16 protein-coding genes are annotated in these 20,230 nt (G+C 71.5%); 12 read left to right on the top strand and 4 right to left on the bottom strand.

The annotated features are described in order from the left end of the window. Positions 1 to 237 precede the first annotated feature (237 nt). From AB0M83_RS20590 to AB0M83_RS20575, 4 genes are all read left to right on the top strand, one after another. Positions 238 to 1,377, top strand: a complete 1,140-nt coding sequence (locus AB0M83_RS20590; protein WP_364519223.1) for a substrate-binding domain-containing protein — start codon at positions 238 to 240, stop codon at positions 1,375 to 1,377. 90 nt (positions 1,378 to 1,467) lie between these two features. Then, positions 1,468 to 2,241: an ATP-binding cassette domain-containing protein gene (locus AB0M83_RS20585; protein ID WP_086862680.1), complete on the top strand. Its 774-nt coding sequence runs from the start codon at positions 1,468 to 1,470 to the stop codon at positions 2,239 to 2,241. A gap of 20 nt (positions 2,242 to 2,261) precedes the next feature. Further along, the gene (locus tag AB0M83_RS20580) at positions 2,262 to 3,725 is read left to right on the top strand and encodes an ABC transporter permease (protein ID WP_364519221.1); all 1,464 of its coding nucleotides are present in this window, start codon (positions 2,262 to 2,264) and stop codon (positions 3,723 to 3,725) included. A gap of 11 nt (positions 3,726 to 3,736) precedes the next feature. Further along, positions 3,737 to 4,918, top strand: coding sequence for an ROK family transcriptional regulator (locus AB0M83_RS20575; protein WP_364519219.1), 1,182 nt, complete (start codon positions 3,737 to 3,739; stop codon positions 4,916 to 4,918). A gap of 154 nt (positions 4,919 to 5,072) precedes the next feature. On the opposite strand, the gene AB0M83_RS20570 is transcribed toward AB0M83_RS20575, so the two are convergent. Next, positions 5,073 to 5,249, bottom strand: coding sequence for a hypothetical protein (locus tag AB0M83_RS20570; RefSeq protein WP_284745229.1), 177 nt, complete (start codon positions 5,247 to 5,249; stop codon positions 5,073 to 5,075). Positions 5,250 to 5,591: 342 nt separating this feature from the next. Between AB0M83_RS20570 and AB0M83_RS20565 the strand changes: the two genes are divergently transcribed. Both AB0M83_RS20565 and AB0M83_RS20560 read left to right on the top strand, forming a co-directional pair. Further along, positions 5,592 to 6,398, top strand: coding sequence for an EamA family transporter (locus tag AB0M83_RS20565; RefSeq protein ID WP_364519268.1), 807 nt, complete (start codon positions 5,592 to 5,594; stop codon positions 6,396 to 6,398). Between the two features lie 516 nt (positions 6,399 to 6,914). Then, positions 6,915 to 7,697, top strand: a complete 783-nt coding sequence (locus AB0M83_RS20560) for a hypothetical protein (protein WP_364519217.1) — start codon at positions 6,915 to 6,917, stop codon at positions 7,695 to 7,697. Here the strand turns inward: AB0M83_RS20560 and AB0M83_RS20555 are convergent. From AB0M83_RS20555 to AB0M83_RS20545, 3 genes are read right to left on the bottom strand one after another with little or no spacing between them, the layout of a single operon-like run. Further along, complete coding sequence (locus AB0M83_RS20555; RefSeq protein ID WP_364519215.1) at positions 7,675 to 9,141, bottom strand: amino acid permease; 1,467 nt, start codon at positions 9,139 to 9,141, stop codon at positions 7,675 to 7,677. The genes AB0M83_RS20560 and AB0M83_RS20555 overlap by 23 nt on opposite strands. Positions 9,142 to 9,187: 46 nt before the next feature. Continuing rightward, positions 9,188 to 9,841: a response regulator transcription factor gene (locus AB0M83_RS20550; RefSeq protein WP_364519213.1), complete on the bottom strand. Its 654-nt coding sequence runs from the start codon at positions 9,839 to 9,841 to the stop codon at positions 9,188 to 9,190. Between the two features lie 34 nt (positions 9,842 to 9,875). Beyond that, complete coding sequence (locus AB0M83_RS20545; RefSeq protein WP_364519211.1) at positions 9,876 to 11,048, bottom strand: histidine kinase; 1,173 nt, start codon at positions 11,046 to 11,048, stop codon at positions 9,876 to 9,878. A 109-nt stretch (positions 11,049 to 11,157) separates the two neighbouring features. Here AB0M83_RS20545 and AB0M83_RS20540 point away from each other — a divergent pair, with 109 nt between their 5' ends. The 6 genes from AB0M83_RS20540 to treZ all read left to right on the top strand — a co-directional run bounded on the left by AB0M83_RS20540 (position 11,158) and on the right by treZ (position 20,190). Next, positions 11,158 to 11,742 carry a hypothetical protein gene (locus tag AB0M83_RS20540; protein WP_364519209.1) on the top strand — a complete coding sequence of 195 codons (585 nt, stop codon included), beginning with the start codon at positions 11,158 to 11,160 and terminating at the stop codon, positions 11,740 to 11,742. Next, complete coding sequence (locus tag AB0M83_RS20535; protein WP_364519207.1) at positions 11,739 to 11,939, top strand: hypothetical protein; 201 nt, start codon at positions 11,739 to 11,741, stop codon at positions 11,937 to 11,939. The genes AB0M83_RS20540 and AB0M83_RS20535 overlap by 4 nt, the downstream gene beginning before the upstream one ends. A gap of 120 nt (positions 11,940 to 12,059) precedes the next feature. Then, a complete protein-coding gene (gene malQ / locus AB0M83_RS20530) occupies positions 12,060 to 14,009 on the top strand; it encodes a 4-alpha-glucanotransferase (RefSeq protein WP_364519205.1) in 1,950 nt (649 codons plus the stop codon). Between the two features lie 78 nt (positions 14,010 to 14,087). After that, entirely contained in the window at positions 14,088 to 16,208 is a 2,121-nt protein-coding gene (glgX, locus tag AB0M83_RS20525; protein ID WP_364519203.1) for a glycogen debranching protein GlgX, read from the top strand. Further along, entirely contained in the window at positions 16,205 to 18,481 is a 2,277-nt protein-coding gene (treY, locus tag AB0M83_RS20520) for a malto-oligosyltrehalose synthase (RefSeq protein WP_364519201.1), read from the top strand. The genes glgX and treY overlap by 4 nt, the downstream gene beginning before the upstream one ends. Further along, positions 18,478 to 20,190 (top strand): malto-oligosyltrehalose trehalohydrolase, encoded by a 1,713-nt coding sequence (gene treZ / locus AB0M83_RS20515; protein ID WP_364519198.1) that lies wholly within the window; start codon positions 18,478 to 18,480, stop codon positions 20,188 to 20,190. The genes treY and treZ overlap by 4 nt, the downstream gene beginning before the upstream one ends. Positions 20,191 to 20,230: the final 40 nt, after the last annotated feature.

Genomic DNA, 20,230 nt, shown 5'->3' with positions numbered 1-20,230 from the left:
CATCGTCAGCGGATCTACTCTTTCCGGGCGACGCTCAGCCTGTGTTGCCGAACCGTGTCCAATTGGTGTCATTTAATCGATCCAGCTATCTTCCCCGCAGCCGCTCAGCGGCATATGTTGTCGCCCACAACATATGCGCGTCGGTGCGCCGGGACTCTCCGGATCACCGCCTCGCAGGGCCCGAGACGACGTCGACGGCCCACTCGTCACCAATGCTTGGATCCGGAAGGAACGAGGATGCGCAGCAGAACCCTTACCCTCCTCGCCGCCACGGTGAGCACCGGCCTGGTGCTCACCGCTTGCGGTGCCAACAGTTCAGACAGCGGGGGCACGGGGAGCAACTCCGCCTCCTCCTCCGCGCCGGCCGCCGCCGGTGGCGCCAGCGGCAAGGTCGGCGTCATCCTCCCGGAGACCGCCAGCTCGGCCCGCTGGGAAGCCTTCGACAAGCCGATGCTGCAGGCCGCGCTGACGGCCCAGGGCTTCGAGGCCGACATCCAGAACGCCCAGGGTGACGCCCAGAAGTTCACCACCCTGGCCGACGGCTTCATCAGCTCCGGCGTCAAGGCCCTGATCATCGCCCCGTCCGACCCGGCCGTCGGTGCCGCTGTCGAGGCGAAGGCGAAGGGCGCCGGCATCCCGGTCATCGACTACGACCGGCCGAGCCTCGGCGGTTCCGCCGACTACTACGTCTCGTTCGACAACGAGCAGGTCGGCAAGCTGCAGGGCCAGGGCCTGGCCGACAAGCTCAAGGACAAGCCGGGCGCGCAGGTCATCCAGATCGAGGGCGCCCCGACCGACAACAACGCGACGCTGTTCACCAACGGCCAGGACTCCGTCCTGAAGCCGCTGTTCACCAGCGGCGCGCTGAAGCTGGTCCAGAAGCAGCCGATCAACGACTGGGACAACCAGCTCGGCGGCACGACGTTCGAGCAGATCCTGCAGAACAACGGCGGCAAGGTCGACGGCGTCGTCGCCGCGAACGACGGCCTGGCCGGCGCGGTCATCACGATCCTCAAGAAGAACGGCCTCAACGGCAAGGTCCCGGTCACGGGCCAGGACGCCACCGCGGACGGCCTCATGGCCATCATGCGCGGCGACCAGTACCTGACCATCTTCAAGCCGATCAAGGAAGAGGCCGAGGCCACCGCCAAGCTGGCCGCCGCCCTGGTCAAGGGTGACACCGCCGGTGCGGACGCGATCGCGACGGGCAAGCTCCACGACCCGAAGAACAACCGCGACATCAAGTCCGTGCTGCTCACGCCGACCCTGATCCTGGAGAAGGACATCAAGACCGTCGTGACCCAGGGCTACGTGAAGGCGGCCGAGATCTGCGGTGGCGACCTCGCCGCCAAGTGCAGCTCGCTCGGCATCTCCTGAGCTGCCTGCAGTACCCATGAACAGCCGGGCCGGGACGCGCACCCCGACGGCGCGTCCCGGCCCGGTCCCCATACAGGAGAAATGCCATCCATGAGTGAGCCCATCCTCGAGATCAAGGGCCTGAACAAGAGCTTCGGCCCCGTCCACGTCCTCCACGACGTGGACTTCGACGTGCGTGCGGGCGAAGTGACCGCCCTGGTCGGCGACAACGGCGCCGGCAAGTCGACCCTCGTCAAGTGCATCGCCGGCATCCACCCGTACGACTCGGGGGCCGTGCGGTTCAACGGGCAGGACGCCCACATCCGCGGGCCCAAGGACGCGGCCGACCTCGGCATCGAGGTCGTCTACCAGGACCTGGCGCTCGCGGACAACCTCGACATCGTCCAGAACATGTTCCTCGGCCGGGAGCGCGGGAGCAGCTGGAAGCTGGACGAAGCCAGCATGGAGAAGGCCGCTCGCGAGACGCTGGCCTCCCTGTCGGTGCGGACCGTGAAGTCGGTCCGGACGCCGGTCTCCTCGCTGTCCGGTGGTCAGCGCCAGACCGTGGCCATCGCGAAGTCGGTGCTGTGGAACAGCAAGGTCGTCGTGCTGGACGAGCCGACGGCCGCGCTCGGCGTCGCGCAGACCCGGCAGGTGCTGGACCTGGTCCGCCGGCTGGCCGAACAGGGCCTCGGCGTCGTGCTGATCAGCCACAACATGGCCGACGTGTTCGAGGTCGCCGACCGCATTTCGGTGCTGTACCTCGGCCGCCTCGTCGCCGAAGTGCACACGAAGGACGTCAGCCACGGCCAGATCGTGGAACTGATCACCGCGGGTCGCTCCGGTGACCTCGGCCTTGCCCGGCCCGAAGCCGTGGTCCTGTGAGCGGGAAGAAAGAACCGGAAATGACTGAAACCCCTGCCAAGCACGAAGTCGGCACACCCGCCGACGCGCTCGCGCAGACCCAGAACCCCACCGCGGCGATCACCGACTTCGGCATCGACACGACATCGATGTCAACCGGCGAAGCGGTCCGCGACTACTTCGCCCGCCTGCGGGCCGGTGAACTCGGCTCGCTGCCGTCGCTGTTCGGCCTGCTCGTGCTGGTCGTCCTGTTCAGCGCGCTGTCCGACAACTTCTTCACGCTGGCCAACATCGCCAACGTGTTCCCGCAGGGCGCGGGCGTGATCATCATCGCGATGGGCATCGTCTTCGTGCTGCTGCTCGGCGAGATCGACCTCGCCGCCGGTGTCGCCTCCGGCACCGCCGCGTCGGTGATGGCCCTGCACTACGTGCACGCCGGAAACCTGCTGGGCACGCTGGGTTCCGGCGTGTTCATCACGTTCATCGCGGTCCTCGCCGTGGCCATGCTGCTCTCGGCCTACCAGCGGATCTGGGCCGGTGCCGCGCTGTCGCTGGTCGGCCTGCTGCTCGTCGCGGTGGGCGTCCCGGCCAACGCCTGGCTCGAGATGCTGCTGGCCATCTGCGTCGGCACCGCGATCGGCTGCATCACCGGCTTCCTCGTGTCGAAGATCGGCATGCCGTCCTTCGTCGTGACGCTGGCGCTGTTCATCGTGTGGCAGGGCGTCCTGCTGCAGTTCATCGGTGAAGGCGGCACGATCGGCATCACCAACTCCGACGTCCTGTACAAGATCGCCAACGGCAACCTGAACATCCTCGGCAGCTGGATCTTCTTCCTCGTCGCCGCGGGCGGCTTCGCCGTGATCACGCTGACCAGCCACTTCAAGCGGCTCCAGCGCGGCCTGGTCGTGCAGCCGACGGCGCTGGTGCTGATCAAGGTCGGCGCGCTCGTCGTGCTGTCGGCGGTGGGCACCTGGCTGCTGACGATCAACCGCTCGCCGAACAAGGCCGTCGTCACGATCGAGGGCGTCCCGTACGTCATCCCGATCATGCTGGTGCTGCTGGTGGCCGGGACCTACGTGCTCAACCGGACCAAGTACGGCCGGTACGTCTACGCGGTCGGCGGCAACAAGGAAGCCGCCCGCCGCGCCGGTATCGACGTCCCGAAGATCCGGGCGAGCGTGTTCGTCATCGGCTCGGCGATCGCGGCCATCGGCGGCATCGTCGCCGCGTCGAAGGTCGGCTCGGTCAGCCCGCAGTCCGGTGGCCTCAACACGCTGCTGTACTCGGTCGGCGCGGCCGTCATCGGCGGCACGTCGCTGTTCGGCGGCAAGGGCCGGGTGGCCGACGCCGTCGTCGGTGGCCTGGTGATCGCCGTGGTCATCAACGGCCTGGGCCTGCTCAAGCAGCCGGCCGCGGTGGTCAACATCATCACCGGTCTGGTCCTGTTGCTCGCCGCCACGGTCGACGCGCTGTCGCGGCGCCGCGCGGCTGCGTCCACGCGCTGAACCAGCATGGAATGATCAGGCCTGTGACCAGCACACCCGTTGCACGACCGGACGAGGTGCGCCGGCACAACCGCACGACCCTGCTCCGCCTGCTGCACGTCGGCGGGCCGAGCACCCGGGCGACCCTGGCCGCCGAGCTGGGGCTCAACCGGAGCACGATCAAGACCCTCGTCGACGGGCTCGCCGAAGCCGGCGTCGTCGAGGAGAAGGTGCCGAGGCCGGGACGAGGGGCGGGCCGCCCCTCGCTCCTGGTCCTGCCCCAGCCGCACGCGGCGGTCGTGCTCGCGGTCGACCTGCAGGTCGAGCACGTCGCGATCGCCCTGGTCGGGCTGGGCGGCCAGATCCTGGGCCGCAACAGCTGGAACCTGCGCGGCCGGATGGGCCAGCCCGACGAGGTCATCACCCACGTCATCGAGTCGACGGCCGTCCTGGCCGGCGACCTCGACGTGACCCCGGTCGCGGCCGGGGTGTCGGTGCCCGGCGTCATCCGGCGGGCGGACGGGTACGTGCACGAGGCCCCGAACCTGCGCTGGACCGACGTCGCCCTCGGCGAGCGGCTCGGCGCGGTGCTCCAGATCCCCATCCTGGTCGGCAACGACGCCGAAATCGGCGCGGTCGCCGAGCACCTGCGCGGGGCGGCCCGCGGAGCGTCCGACGTGGTGTACATCTCGGCGGACGTCGGGGTCGGCGGCGGCGTCATCGCCGAGGGGTCGGCGCTGCGCGGCGGCTCCGGGTACGTCGGCGAGATCGGGCACATGGTGATCCGCCCGGACGGCCGGCCCTGCTACTGCGGCAGCAGCGGCTGCTGGGAGACCGAGGTCGGCGAGGCGGCCCTGTGCCGGGCGCTCGGCCTGCCCGAGGACACCCCGCGCGGGGCGATCCTGTTCGAGCTGCGCGAGCTGGGCCGGACCCCGGAGGTGGCGCTCACGCGGCTGGCGGGGTTCGCCGAGTGGCTGACCCTGGGCTTGATCAACGTCGTCAACCTGCTCGGGCCGCAGCTGGTGATCCTCGGCGACCTGCTGACGGTGCTGCCGGAGGCGGTGCTGCGGCACGTCGGCGAGGAGGTCCGCCGGCGCAGCCTGGTGAGCCGGGCGGTCGGCGGCACGCGGATCATCAGCTCGGCGCTGGGAGCCGACGTGAAGCTACTGGGCGCCGCGGAAGTCGCGTTCGAAGTCGTGCTGGATTCTGTCTGATTTCCTGTCCGGTTTCGTGTCCGGAATAGGCGTCTTTCGCGGCCTTACCGTGATATTCGCCACGCACTTTGCAAGTTGCAGACTGAGCAGGTTTCAGAAATGCGAAGGCGGCCGGTGCCTGTGCGCACCGGCCGCCTTCGGCGTTTCGGGGTGGTTACCGCTGGATGTCGGCGGACAGTTCCTTGAGCTTGGCCTCGTGCTCGCGGGCGTGGTGCCCGCAGAAGAGCAGTTCGCCACCCTTGAGGATGGCTCGTACCTGAGCTGCTGCTCCGCACCGGTCACAGCGGTCGGCGGCGGTCAGTTCGGGGCGGGTGAGCGTCGGCGTTGTCATGGGGGTCTCCCTCCGTCCCGGCACCGGTCGCCCGGTGCCATCGATCCAGCTACGCCCACTTCGGGACTGATGCCGCTGGCGGCGATCGCCCTCGGCTCCGCGGTGTTCGTGCTTCCACTCTTCCAGACGTTTCGCGGCTCGCAAGTGTTCCCGCGCCGGTGGGACCTGAGTCACGCCGATTTACCCCGGATGCCGTAACCGCATCCCGCAATGCAGGAGACGAATACCCGGAGAGTCACATTTTCCGTGGTCAGGCACCATGGGGTCGTGAGCACGCTGACTTCGCCGAGGAGGCTTTCCGCGGTACCCGCCCCGCTGTTGTTCGTTCTCAGCGGAATTTCCATGTACGCCGGCGCGGCCATCGCGGTCGGGCTTTTCGGCCACGCGACCCCCGCCGGGGTGGCGTGGCTGCGCTGCCTCGGCGCGGCGGTGGTCCTCCTGGCCTGGCGCCGCCCGGGGAGGGCGGCCTGGCGCGGCCGCCGGCTGGCCCTGGCGATCGCGTTCGGCATCGTGACGGCGGGCATGAACGTGCTCTTCTACGAGGCGATCGCCCGGCTCCCGCTGGGGACGGTGGTGGCGATGGAGTTCCTCGGCCCGGTCCTGGTGGCCGCGGTCGGCTCCCGGTCGCTGCGGGACGTGCTGGCGGTGGTCCTGGTGGCGTGCGGGGTGGTGGCGATCGCGGACGTCCAGCTGTCGGGGTCCGTTCTGGGCGTCGTGTTCGCCTTGGGCGCGGCGGCGGCCTGGGCGGGCTACATCGTCCTGGGCAAGCGGGTGGCCTCGGCCGAGGGATCGGGCATCGACAGCCTGGCGATCGGCTTCGCGGCGGCGACGGTGGTGCTGTCCCCGCTGGCCTTCGGGACGGGCGAGGTGTGGTCTTCACCACGGATGCTGCTGCTGGGGATCGGCGTGGGGGTGCTGTCGACGGTGGTGCCGTACGCGCTCGACCAGGTGGTGCTGCGCCGGCTGGGGCAGGCGCGCTTCGCGGTGCTGCTGGCGCTGCTGCCGGTCACGGCGGGGGTGATGGGGTTCGTGCTGCTGGCCCAGGTGCCTTCGTGGCCGGAGGCCCTGGGGACGCTGGCGGTGGTGGCCGGGGTGGCGCTGCGAAGCCGCGACGAGCCGGGACGCCCGGCGCCGGAGCCGCCGGGGTGACGGGTGAGCCGGGGCCGGGTGTGGTCGAGCTGGGGTGGGCGTGGCTCGGTTCGGCTGGTCGGCCTCGGATGCTTCGGCTGGGGCTCGCTCGGCTCGGTCTGCGGCCGCGCCGATGCAGTGAATGAGTCATTCACCTCGTCCGACGCCGTGAATGACTCATTCATGGCGTCACGACCCGCCGTCCAAACGGCCCCCTGGCCGCCTTCCCGGGCTTTTCGTCGGGCCTCGCCGATACGCTGGAGCGGGGCCGCCCCCCAGGGAAGGGCGGGGGCGTGCCGGCGGCCGGATCGTGATGGCCTCCGTCGTCCCCGACGGGGATACTCAGCCGGGGCAGCGGGAGGCGGGCGACCATGACCGACGCGGTGGCGCACGACTCCGCCGTGACCCGGCGAACGCACGGCCCACCGGTCGCGCCGGGCGTCCGACCCGGCGGGGGCAGGCGAACGCGCCCACCGGTCGCGGCGGTGAGGCTGGGAAGATGACCGTGACGAATCCGGGAAGCCGCTGAGAGGACCGATGTCTTCGGGGATCGACGGCGGGCAGCTCGACCTGTCCGGGGTGCGGTGGCTGCCGGGCGGGGCCCGGCTGGCCTCAGTCGCCCAGGCGGAGCTGCCCCAGAAGGACGGCCTGGCCGCCGCGTTCTGCGGGCTCGCGGCGCTGCGCGCGGCCGGGCTCGACGTGCTCGATCAGGACGTCGTCGCGGTGGCCGCGGGGACCGTTCGCGGCCCCGTCGTGCGCCCGCCAGGGGAGGCGGGCCGGCCGGAGTTCCGGTTGGCCGTGCCGCTCGTCGACGACCCGGCCGCCGCGGGGACGCGGGTTTCCGGGCTGGCGACGGCCGTCGGCGCGTTGTCGGGCGGGGCCCTCGCCGCGGTGCCGGTGACGGGGGAGTGGACCGGCGAGACGCTCTTCGACCTGCTGGTCGGCCTGTGGGACGTGCCGCGCGTCGCGGTGATCGCCCGGATCGACGGTGCCGAGCTCGGTGCCCACGACACGCCGGAACGCGCGCTGCTCGACTACCTCGACACCGGCGTCCCGCCACTGTGGACGTCCCGCTGGCGTCCGCGGGGCGGCCACTTCGTGCTCGTGGCGGGCGTCCGCATCGGCGCGGAAGGCACCCTGCTGTCCGTTGTGGACACTTACGCGTCGTTCGGGGACAACGGCATCCACGACCAGCCCGTCGAGTGGGTGGCCGCGGCGCTGGCCGGGCTCGGCGTGCTGGTGGTCGTCGACACCGACCAGGTCGCCGTGACGCGCGAGGCGGCCCGCGTCGCCGGCCTCACCCCGTCGTTTTGGGACTGACCTCGGCGTTCCCGGGCGCGAACCGCGAATGGCGGCGGCCGTAGGCGAAGTAGATGACCAGGCCGATCGCCAGCCACACGGCGAACCGGATCCAGGTGAGCACGTTGAGGTTGAGCATCAGGTACAGGCACGCCAGCGCCGCCAGGATCGGGACCACCGGCGAGAACGGCACGGAGAACGGCCGATCCAGGTCGGGACGGCGGCGGCGCAGTACCGGCACCGCGACGGCCACGATGATCATCGCCGACAGCGCGCCGATGCTCACCATGTCGGCCAGCTCGGAGATCGGGATGAACGCGGCCAGCACGGCGATCAGCGCGGCGCCGCCGATGGTCATCCGGTGCGGCGTGCCCCACTTCGGGTGGGTGCGGCCGAGCGCCTTCGGCAGCAGGCCGTCGCGGCCCATGGCGAAGCCGATCCGCCCGATCGTGACGAGCTCGACCATCATCACCGACGTCAGCCCGGTCACCGCGCCGAGCGAGATCAGCGCGCCCACCCAGTGCTGGCCGACCCGGTCGAACGCGTCGGCCAGCGGCGCGCCCGTGTCGATGTCGGTGAACGGGATCATGCCGGTCAGCACGATCGACACGCCGATGTAGAGGAGTGCGCACACGCCGAGCGCGCCGAGGATGCCGACCCGGAGGTCCTTGCGCGGGTTCAGCGTCTCCTCGCCGAGGTTCGCGAGCGCTTCGAAACCGGTGTAGGCGAAGAAGACGACCGCGGCGGCGGTGATCATCCCGGCGATGCCGTAGACCGACTGCTCCAGGCCGAGCGCGGCCTGGACGATCGGCTGCTCCAGCACCGTCGTCCCGGCTGCAGGCGCCTGGGCCGGCGGGATGAACGGCGTCAGGTTCGCGCCCTTGACGAAGAACAGGCCGACCGCCAGCACGAGCACGCAGACGGCGACCTTCACGCAGACGAGCAGGTTGGTCAGCCAGGCCGACTCCTTGATGCCCAGCACGGCGACGACGGTCAGCACCGCGATGATCAGCACCGCCCCGACGTTCACCTTCGCGTCCTCGCCGAACCACTCCGGCGACAGCCCGAGCAGGTTGGCGAGGTAGCCGGACCAGCCGCGCGACACCACGGCGGCGCCGAGCGCGAACTCCAGGAGCAGGTCCCAGCCGATGATCCAGGCGAACACCTCGCCGAGGGTGGCGAAAGCGTACGTGTAAGCACTTCCGGCCGTCGGGACGCTGGAGGCGAGCTCGGCGTAGCAGAGCGCCGCGAGCCCCGCGACGACCGCGCCGAGCACGAACGACAGCGTCACCGCGGGCCCGGCGTGCGTCTTCGCCTCGACGCCCGCCAGGGTGAAGATGCCGGTGCCGATGATGATCCCGACGCCGAACCCGACCAGGTCGCGCCCGCGCAGCCGCCGTTTGAGCTCCCCCGAGTCCTGGCGCTTCAGGACGTCGTCCACGTTCAACGTTCTCCGCACACCCATGAGGAGAAGTTAGAAGGTCACGGACGTTTTCGCAGAACGGCCCGGGTCAGGTTTCCCCGGCCAGCCCGGTCTCCTGGGCGAGGATCGCCGCCTGGACGCGGGAGCGCAGATCCAGTTTGGTCAGCACGCGGGAGACGTGCGTCTTCACCGTGGTCTCGCCGATGTGCAAGCGGGAGCCGATCTGGGCGTTGGACAGGCCCGCGCCGAGACAGCCGAGGACTTCGCGCTCGCGCTCGGTCAGATCGCCGAGGCCGTGCGGGGCGGGCGCCGGGTCGCGGGTGCTCGCGGCGAACGCGGTGATCAGGCGGCGCGTGACCTGCGGGGCGAGCACCCCTTCGCCGGCCGCGACCAGCTTCACCGCTTCGATCAGCCGGGGCGCCGCGACGGACTTGAGCAGGAACCCGGCGGCACCGGCCCGCAGCGCGGCGTGCACGTACTCGTCGAGGTCGAACGTCGTCAGCACCAGCACTTCGGTGAGCCCTTCGGCGACCAGTTCGCGGGTGGCGGCGATGCCGTCGGTGCCCGGCATCCGGACGTCCATCAGCGTGACGTCCGGCCGCAGCGCGCGGGCCTGGCGCACGGCGGCGGCGCCGTCGGCGGCCTCGCCGACGACCTGGATGCCCTCGGCGTTGTCGAGGATCATGATCAGGCCGGACCGGATGGCGCTGTGGTCGTCGGCGACCAGGACTTTGACGGTCACGGGGTCCTCCTCGCCGGAGACGGTGTCGTCTCCCTCACGTCGTGCCTCCCACCGGCAGCTCCGCGCGGACCAGCCAGCCACCCCCGGCCGGGCCCGCGGTCAGCGTGCCGCCGACCGCGTCCGCGCGTTCGCGCATGTTCAGCAGACCCGTGCCGGAGCCGTCGGCCGGGGGCGCGTGGCGGTGGTGGACGTCGTTGCGGACCTCGACCGCCAGAACGCCGTCGACGTAGCGGAGGTCGACGTCCACCCGCCCGCCCGGCGCGTGCTTCACCGCGTTGGTCAGTGCTTCCTGCGCGATCCGGTACGCGGTCAGGTCGACCGCCGTCGGCAGCGGCACTTCGTCCACTGTGGACCCGACGCGCACCTCCAGCCCGCTCGCCCGCGCCGACTCCACCAGCTTGGACAGGTCCGCCAGCCGCGCCGGCGCGGTCGTCTCCGCGTCGCCGCCCTCGGCCTTGAGCAGGCCGATCATCGCGCGCATCTCGTCCAGCGCGCTGACGCTGTTCTCCCGCACCGACTCCAGCACCGTCTTCGCCAGCTTCGGGTCCGGCAGCGACAGCGCCGCCTCCGACTGGATCGCGATCGCCGACAGGTGCCCGGCGATCACGTCGTGCAGGTCGCGGGCCAGCCGCCCGCGTTCGGCGGCCACCGCCGCCCGCCTGTCCAGCTCCGCGATCTTCGCCAGCTGCCCGGCGTTCGCCCGTTCCGTCTCGGCGATGTCGCGCTGCTGCCGGACGTTCGCCGCCCACCACACCGGTGTCAGCACGAAGGGCAGGACACCCAGCCCGGCCAGCACCGCCGTGCGCCACTGCTCCGCCACCACCAGCACCGCGGCCAGCACGACGACCACCGCCGCGGCGGCGACGCCGATCATCACCCGGCTCGTCCGCCGCGAACCGTACAAAGTCGCGGCGTAGAGGAAGTCGGTGAAGACGATCATCACCGGCAGCGACGGGCTCAGCGCGATGTCCACCGCCAGCACGGCCGTCGCCAGCAGGAGCGCGCCGGGCACCCACCGGCGAAGGAGCTCGAGGCCGGACAACGCCGTCAGCTCCAGCAGCCGCACCCACAACGGCGCGTGGTCGAACCCCGCCAGCAGCCGGTGGATCCCGGCCGCGTAGACCAGGAAGCCGACCAGCCAGGTGGTCAGCGCGATCAAGCCGTCCTGCTGCCACACCGGGAGCGAGCGCAGGCGTGGGAGGTGCACGCGATCATCTGATCACGTCGCGTGGCGGGTCCGCGTCCTACGAAGTGATGACGCGGCGTCGTGCTCATTGACGACGCGCCCGGGCGCCCGCCCGGGCGAAGGTCGGAATGTGAACGAGATCGGGAAGTTCCTCGCGGAGAATCCGATGGCCGCCGTGATCGCGGCCGGGGAAATCGGGTTTTGGGTGTTCATCGTGGCCGGGCTGGCGGTGCGCTACGCGCTGCACGCCCGGCGGGCGTCGGCGGTGCTGCTCGCCATGGTGCCGGTGGTCGACGTCGTGGTGCTGGTGGCGACGGTGATCGACCTGGCCGGTGGGGCGAAGGCGAACTTCACCCACGGTCTCGCCGCCGTCTACCTGGGCTTCAGCGTCGTGTTCGGGCCGAGCATGGTCCGCTGGGCCGACGCGCGGTTCGCGCACCGGTTCGCCGGCGGGCCGCCCCCGCCGCCCAAGCGGTACGGGCGGGAGAAGCTGCGCCACGAGTGGCGCGAGTTCGGCAAGTGCGTGCTGGCCTGCGGGCTGGCCGCGCTGGCGCTGCTGGTGGCGATCCACGCGATCGGCACGCCGGAGCAGGTCGCGCCGCTGTGGGGCTGGTTCCCGCGGCTGGGGGTGCTGGCGGCGATCTGGCTGGCGACCGGGCCGGTCTGGGAAGGGCTCTTCGGCAAGCGCGAGCCGGCCCGCGAGGTGCGGCGATGACCGAGCTGCTCGGGATCCTCCTGGTCGTGCAAGGCGGCGGCGGGCTGCTCAACCGCCTGCTCTGCGCGCACTCGCCGAGCTGGTTCGTCCAGCTGCACCTGCTGCCGCCGTCGCTGCACGTCGTGGCGAGCGTGGTGATGCTGTCGGCCGGCGCGGCGCTGCTGTTCGCGGGACGGGCGCGGAAGAGTCCGGAGTGAGGCGATCTCGCGCGGTCCGGGTCCGGGTCCGGTCCGCCACGCCGTAGGTGCCGCCCGGCTCCTGAGTGACGTCGCCCCGCGCAGATGGCGGGAACGGCCCGGCACCGGAATGCTGGTCCCGTGCCCGACGAGATCCCCGCCCGCAGCGCCCTGCACCAGCTCGCCGACCGCCACGGCGTCGCCACCCGGTACGAGAACGCCGACCAGGAGTGGGTCGAAGTCGAAGACGACGTCGTCGTCGCCGTGTTGGGGCAGTTCGGCGTCGACGCCACCAGTGACGACGCCATCGCCGAAGCGCTGGCCGAACCGGCTCCCGACCGGTTGCCGCCGACGATCGTGCTGAAGGAGGGCACCGGCCGGCCGCTGCCGGGAGACGCCGAGGTCGTCCTCGAAGACGGGAGCCGGCGGGCCGTGCACGGCGAGCTCCCCGCCGACCTGCCGCTCGGCTGGCACCGGGTCGTCACCGCCGGCCAGGACGTCGTGCTCGCCGTCGTGCCCGCGAAGCTGCCGGACGTCCCGCCCGCCTGGGGCTGGATGCTGCAGCTCTACGCCCTGCACTCGGCCGGCTCCTGGGGCATCGGCGACTACGCCGACCTCGCGGCCTTCGCCGCCCGCTCGGCCTCGGAACTGGACGCCGGCGTGCTGCTGGTCAACCCCGTGCAGGCCTTCAGCCCCGCCCACCCCGTCGAACGGTCGCCGTACTCGCCCGCGAGCCGCCGGTTCGCCAACCCGATCTACCTGCGCGTCACCGCCACCGAGACGTTCGCGCGGGCCGACGCGGCGACACGGGAGGCGGTCGAGTCGCTGGTCCCGGACCGCGACGGCGAGCTCATCGACTACGACAAGGTCTGGACGGCGAAGCGCGCCGCCCTCGAGCTGCTGTGGCCGCACCGCGTAGAAGACCTGCCGAGGGACGCCGACCTCGAAGACTTCGCCCTCTTCTGCGCCCTCGCCGAACAGCACGGCGCCGACTGGCGGGAGTGGCCGGAGCCCCTGCGAGACCCGGCCGGGCCCGAGGTCGAGAAGGCCCGCGGGGAGCTGAAGGAGCGCGTCGGCTTCCACGCCTGGCTGCAGCACCTCTGCCGGACGCAGCTGGAAACGGCCCGCGAAGCCGCGCGCGACGCCGGGATGACCGTCGGGATCGTGCACGACCTGCCCGTCGGCGTGCACCCCGGCGGGGCCGACACCTGGGCGGTGCGGGACGTCTTCGCCGCCGACGTCCGCGTCGGTGCGCCGCCGGACGCCTTCAACCAGCAGGGACAGGACTGGAACCTGCCGCCGTGGCGGCCGGACAAGCTCGCCGAAGCCGGGTACGCGCCGTTCCGGGACGTCATCCGTGGCGTCCTGCGCTACGCCGACGGCATCCGCGTCGACCACATCGCCGGGCTCTGGCGGCTGTGGTGGATCCCGCCGGGCGAGCCCGCGCACCGCGGCACCTACGTCCACTACGACGCCGAGGCCATGGTCGGCGTGCTCGCGCTCGAGGCGCACCGGGCCGGCGCGGTCGTGGTGGGGGAGGACCTCGGCACCGTCGAGGAGACCGTCACCGAGACCATGCACGAGCGCGGCATGCTCAGCTCGGCCGTCCTGTGGTTCGAACGCGACTGGGACGCGCCGGGCAAGCCGTTCACCCGCCCGGACGGGTGGGATCCGGAGGCCATGGCCAGTATCTCCACGCACGACCTGCCGACGGTCTCCGGCTGGCTCGAGGGCGAGCACGTCCGGATCCGGGCCGAGCTGGGGCTGCTGGACCGGGGCGTCGAAGCCGAAGAAGAAGCGGCCGCCGCGGAACGCCAAGCGCTGCGAGAACTCCTTGCGCGCGAAGGGATTCCGGCCGACGACATGGTCGTCGCGCTGCACACGCTGCTCGCGAAGGCCGCGTCGCGGCTGGTGCTGACCTCCCCGGCCGACGTCGCGGGCCAGGTACGGCAGCCGAATCTGCCCGGGACGGTCGACCAGTACCCTAACTGGCGGATCCCCCTCCCCGTCAGTGTCGACGGCTTCTTCACCGCCGAGGGGGTGCGCGCCGCGGTCGCGCCGCTGGCGGCGGCGCGTCCCCTGCCCGGGTAACGGGTACCCCACGGCACGCGATTCCCGTCCGTCAGCACGGACACCCGGCACAACCTGCGAAAGCTCGAGGAGAACCCAGTGCGGCCCTGGCCCGGAACGCCCTACCCGCTCGGCGCCACCTACGACGGAGTCGGGACGAACTTCGCCCTGTTCTCCGAGGTGGCCGAGCGCGTCGAACTGTGCCTGTTCGACGCCGAGGGCAACGAGACGCGGTACGCGCTCGAAGAGGTGGACGGCTTCGTCCACCACGGTTACCTGCTCAACGTCGGCCCCGGACAGCGGTACGGCTTCCGCGTCCACGGCCCGTACGACCCGGCCCGCGGGCTGCGCTGCAACCCGAACAAGCTGCTCATCGACCCGTACGCGAAGGCCGTCTCGCACGGCGTGAAATGGGACGAGTCGCTGTTCGGGTACAAGTTCGACAACCCGGAGGAGCGCAACGACGACGACTCCGCCGGCCGGGTGCCGTACTCGCTGGTGGCGAGCCCGTTCTTCGACTGGGGCAACGACCGCCAGCCGAAGCGGCCGTACAACGAGACGGTGATCTACGAAGCCCACGTCAAGGGCATGACGGTGAACCACCCGTTCGTGCCCGAGGCGCTGCGGGGCACGTACGCCGGGATGGCGCACCCCGCCGTCGTCGAGCACCTGCAGAAACTCGGCGTGACGGCGGTGGAGCTGCTGCCGGTGCACCAGTTCGTCTCCGACCACGGCCTGGAGGAGAAGGGGCTCACGAACTACTGGGGCTACAACACGATCGGGTACTTCGCCCCGCACGACGCCTACGCCGCGATGCCCGGCGAGGGCGGCCAGGTCCAGGAGTTCAAGGGCATGGTGAAGGCCTTCCACGAGGCCGGCATCGAAGTGATCCTCGACGTGGTTTACAACCACACCGCGGAGGGCAACCACCTCGGGCCGACGCTGTCGATGCGGGGCATCGACAACGAGGCCTACTACCGGCTGGTGGAGGGGGAGCCCGAGTACTACATGGACTACACCGGCACCGGCAACTCGCTGAACGTGCGCAACCCGCACACCCTGCAGCTGATCATGGACTCACTGCGGTACTGGGTGACGGAGATGCACGTCGACGGCTTCCGCTTCGACCTCGCCTCGGCGCTGGCGCGCGAGTTCTACGACGTCGACCGGCTGTCCACGTTCTTCGACCTCGTGCAGCAGGACCCGATCGTGAGCCAGGTGAAGCTGATCGCCGAACCGTGGGACGTCGGCCCCGGTGGCTACCAGGTCGGCAACTTCCCGCCGCTGTGGACGGAGTGGAACGGGCAGTACCGCGACACCGTCCGCGACTTCTGGCGCGGCGAACCCTCGACGCTCGGCGAGTTCGCGTCGCGGATCACCGGCTCCTCGGACCTCTACCAGGACGACGGCCGCCGCCCGTTCGCGTCGATCAACTTCGTCACCGCCCACGACGGCTTCACGCTGCGGGACCTGGTGTCCTACAACGAAAAGCACAACGAGGCGAACGGCGAAGACGGCCGTGACGGCGCCGACGACAACCGGTCGTGGAACTGCGGGGTCGAGGGCGAGACCGACGACCCCGAGGTGAACGAGCTGCGCGTCCGCCAGCAGCGCAACATGCTGGCCACGGTGATGCTCTCCCAGGGCGTGCCGATGATCCTGCACGGCGACGAGTTCGGCCGCACCCAGCAGGGCAACAACAACGTCTACTGCCAGGACTCCGAGCTGTCCTGGATGGACTGGGAGCTGGCCACCGAGCACGCCGACCTGGTCCGGTTCACCGGCGGCCTGAGCGCGTTCCGCCACCGGCACCCGGTGTTCCGCCGCCGCCGCTTCTTCCAGGGCGGCCCGGTCGGCAAGGGCGACAAGCTCGGCGACATCGCCTGGTTCACCCCGGCCGGCGAGGAGATGACCGAGCAGAACTGGGACGACGGCTTCGGCAAGGCGGTTGTCGTCTTCCTCAACGGCCAGGCGATCCCGGACCTCGACCCGCGCGGGATGCACGTCGAGGACGACTCGTTCCTGCTCGCGTTCAACGCGCACTTCGAGGACATCGACGCCAAGCTCCCGGGCAACGGCTACGGCCAGGCCTGGACCGTCGTGGTGGACACCGCGGCGGGCGAGGTGGAGCCCCTCGACGCGAAACCCATCGAAGGCGGCGGCCAGTTCACCCTGCCCGCCCGGTCCCTGATCGTGCTGCAGCGGACGGAGCCCGCATGACGGTGCCGGAGTCGACCTACCGGGTGCAGCTGCGCCCGGAGTTCCCCTTCAGCGACGCCGCCGGTATCGCCGGCTACCTGCGCGACCTGGGCATCGGCGCGCTCTACGCGTCGCCGGTGCTGGACGCGGCGCCCGGCTCGACCCACGGCTACGACGTCGTCGACGCGACGCGCGCGCGGCCGGCGCTGGGTGGCGAATCGGCCCGGCAGGAGCTCAGCACGCTGCTGAAGGAGCTCGGGCTCGGCCTGGTCGTCGACATCGTGCCGAACCACATGTCGGTCGAGGTGCCGAAGGTCAACCGGTGGTGGTGGGACGTGCTCACCCACGGCCGCGAGTCCGAGTACGCGTCCTACTTCGACATCGACTGGGACCGCGGTCCGCTCCTGCTGCCGGTGCTCGGCGACGACGACGCGGTCGCCGAGCTGACCGTCGACGGCGGCGAACTCGCCTACTACGACCACCGCTTCCCGCTCGCCCCCGGCACGGAAGGCGGGACGCCGCAAGAGGTCCACGAGCGTCAGCACTACCGGCTGATCGGCTGGCAGCGCGGCAACGCGGAGCTCACCTACCGCCGGTTCTTCGACATCACGAACCTCGCCGCGGTCCGCGTCGAGGACCCGACGGTGTTCGCCGAGACGCACGGGGAGGTCCTGCGCTGGGTCGCCGACGGCGACGTCACCGGCCTGCGCGTCGACCACCCGGACGGCCTCGCCGACCCGGGCGGGTACTTCCGGCGGCTGCGCGAGAACGCGCCGGACGCGTGGATCGTCGCGGAGAAGATCCTGCACCCGGGCGAGCCGCTGCCGCAGAGCTGGCCGGTCGACGGCACCACCGGCTACGACGCCCTGCGTGAGATCGCCGGCGTCTTCGTCGACCCGGCCGCCGAGCCCGACTACACCGCGTTGGCCACGGAACTGGGCGTGAAGACCGGTTACCACCGCGTCGAGGCCGAGGCTCGGCGCCTGGTGACCGACCACATCCTGGTCGCCGAGGTCCGGCGGATCGCGGCGCTGCTGCCCGGCGTCGATCCGGAGCAAGCCCGGCAGGCAGTGGCCGAGACGATGATCGCCTTCCCCGTCTACCGCTCCTACCTCCCGGAAGGCGCGGCGCACTGGACGGCCGCGATCGACGGGGCCCGGCAGGCCCGGCCCGACCTCGCCGACGCGCTGCTCGTCCTCGACGCGTACGTGCGGAAGAACCCCGGCGGCGAGCTGGCCACCCGGATCCAGCAGACGTCCGGCATGGTCGTGGCCAAGGGCACCGAGGACACGACGTTCTACCGCTACACCCGCTTCGCCGCGCTCAACGAGGTCGGCGGCAACCCCGACCGGTTCGGCCTCGGCGTCGAGGAGTTCCACCGCCTGGCGGCCGAGCGCGAAGCCGGCCACCCGGCCGCGATGACGACGCTGACCACGCACGACACCAAGCGCTCGGAGGACACCCGCGCGCGGATGGCGGTCCTTTCCGAGGTGCCCGGCGAGTTCGCCGAGGCCGTCCGCCGGTGGACCGCGCGGCGCGGGATCGACGAGCCGTCGCTGAACCTCCTGGCCTGGCAGACCCTGGTCGCGACCTGGCCGATCGAGCCCGCCCGCCTGCGGGACTACCTCGACAAGGCGGCCAAGGAGGCCAAGCTCCGGACCAGCTGGACCAGCCACGACGAGGCGTTCGAGGCCGACGTCGCGGCCTGGCCCGAAGACGTCATGGGCGACGCCGAGCTGGCGTCGGACGTCGAGGCGTTCGTCTCACGCATCGAGCGGCCCGGCTACGTCAACTCCCTCGGCCAGAAGCTGGTGCAGCTGACCGCGCCCGGCGTCCCGGACGTCTACCAGGGCACCGAGCTGTGGGACTTCTCGCTGGTCGACCCGGACAACCGCCGTCCGGTCGACTACGCGGTCCGGCGCGAAATCCTGGCCCGGGTCATCGACGGCGAGCTGCCGGAGATCGACGCGTCGGGCGCGGCGAAGCTGCTCGTCGTGCACAAGGCGCTGCGGCTGCGCCGGGAACACCCGGCGCTGTTCCGCGGCTACCGGCCGCTGCGGGCCGAGGGCGCGGCCGCCGAGCACGTCCTGGCGTACACGCGCAGCGCCGGCCTCGCCGTGGCGGTGACCCGGCTGCCGGTCGGGCTCGAGGCCGCCGGCGGCTGGCGCGACACCGTGCTGCCGCTGCCGGCGGGCGTCTGGACCGACGTCCTGACCGGCCGCGACGCCGCCGGCGACGTGGCCACCCTGTTCGAGCGGTACCCCGTGGCGTTGCTGGTGCGAGGAGACGCATGAAGTTCAGCGTGTGGGCCCCCGCGGCCCGCCGGGTCCGGGTGAGCGTCGACGCCGGGGTGCACGAGATGACCGCCGGCGACGGCGGCTGGTGGCACGCCGAAGCCGACGGCGTCAACTACGCCTTCCTCCTCGACGACTCGGACGACCGCCTGCCCGATCCGCGGTCGCGGTGGCAGCCCCACGGCGTCCACCAGGAGTCGCGCGTCTACGACCACGGCGAGTTCGAGTGGACGGACGACGCGTGGCACGGCCGTCAGCTGCCCGGCGCGGTCCTCTACGAACTGCACATCGGGACCTTTGCCGAGGGCGGCACCTTCGACGCGGCCATCGACCGGCTCGACCACCTCGTCGAGCTCGGCATCACCCACGTCGAGCTGCTGCCGGTCAACTCCTTCGACGGCACCACCGGCTGGGGCTACGACGGCGTCCTCTGGGGCGCGGTCCACGAGCCCTACGGCGGCCCCGACGGCTTCAAGCGGTTCGTCGACGCGGCCCACGCGCGCGGCCTGGCCGTCGTGCTCGACGTCGTCTACAACCACCTCGGGCCGTCGGGGGCGTACCTCGACCGCTTCGGGCCGTACTTCGCCGGGCAGAACGACTGGGGCCCCGGGCTCAACCTCGACGGCGCCGGCTCGGACGAGGTCCGCCGGTACGTGCTCGACAACGCGTTGAGCTGGTTCCGCGACTTCCACGTCGACGCGCTGCGCCTGGACGCCGTGCACGCGCTGCTCGACCGGCGGGCGGTCCACCTGCTCGAGCAGCTCGCGGTCGAGGTCGAGGAGCTGTCGGCGGCGCTGAACCGGCCGCTGACGCTGATCGCCGAGTCCGATCTGAACGACCCGAAGCTCGTCACGGCCCGCGAGCGCGGCGGCTACGGCCTGCACGCCCAGTGGTCGGACGACTTCCACCACGCCCTGCACGTCAAGCTCACCGGCGAGACGTCGGGCTACTACACGGACTTCGCGGCGCAGGACGCCGTCGAGCGGGTGCTGCGCGAGGTGTTCTTCCACGCCGGGACCTGGTCGTCGTTCCGCGAGCGGACCCACGGCCGCCCGGTCGACACCCGGACCGTGCCGGGCCACCGCTTCCTCGCCTACCTGCAGAACCACGACCAGATCGGCAACCGCGCGACCGGCGACCGGCTCTCCGCGACCGTCTCGCGCGACCGGCTGGCCTGCGGCGCGGCCGTCCTGTTCTGCTCGCCGTTCACGCCGATGGTGTTCATGGGGGAGGAGTGGGCGGCGAGCACGCCGTGGCAGTTCTTCGCCTCCTTCCCGGACCCGGAGCTGGCCGAGGCCGTGCGTACGGGCCGCCGTCGCGAGTTCGCCCGGCACGGCTGGGGCGAGTCCGACGTGCCCGACCCGATGGACCCGGCGACGGCCGAGCGTTCGCGGCTCGACTGGACCGAAGTGGACACGCCCGGCCACCGGGAGATGCTCGAGCTGTACCGGACGCTCATCCGGCTGCGCCGCGAGCACTCCGCACTGGCCGGTCCCCGCGTCGCCGACCTGCGGGTGGACGCCGCGCCGGACGGCTCGTGGCTCGTGCTGCACCGCGGCGGGCTCCGGCTGGCCGTCAACTTCGGGTCCGGCGAGGTCACGCTCCCGCTCGGCGCCACGGAAACCCTGCTCACCTGGGCCGGAGCCGCCGTGGACGGAGGCGCCGCGGTCCTGCCGCCGGACAGTTTCGTTCTGGTCGAAACCCGGTAACCGGCCGGTACGCCGAGCGGGATGTGACCCGGATCTGGGA

The sequence above is a fragment of the Amycolatopsis sp. NPDC051106 genome (genome assembly GCF_040682775.1).
GTDB lineage: Bacteria > Actinomycetota > Actinomycetes > Mycobacteriales > Pseudonocardiaceae > Amycolatopsis.
The sequence above is the reverse complement of the archived record's forward strand: the minus strand, read 5'-3'. Positions and strand labels throughout refer to the sequence as shown.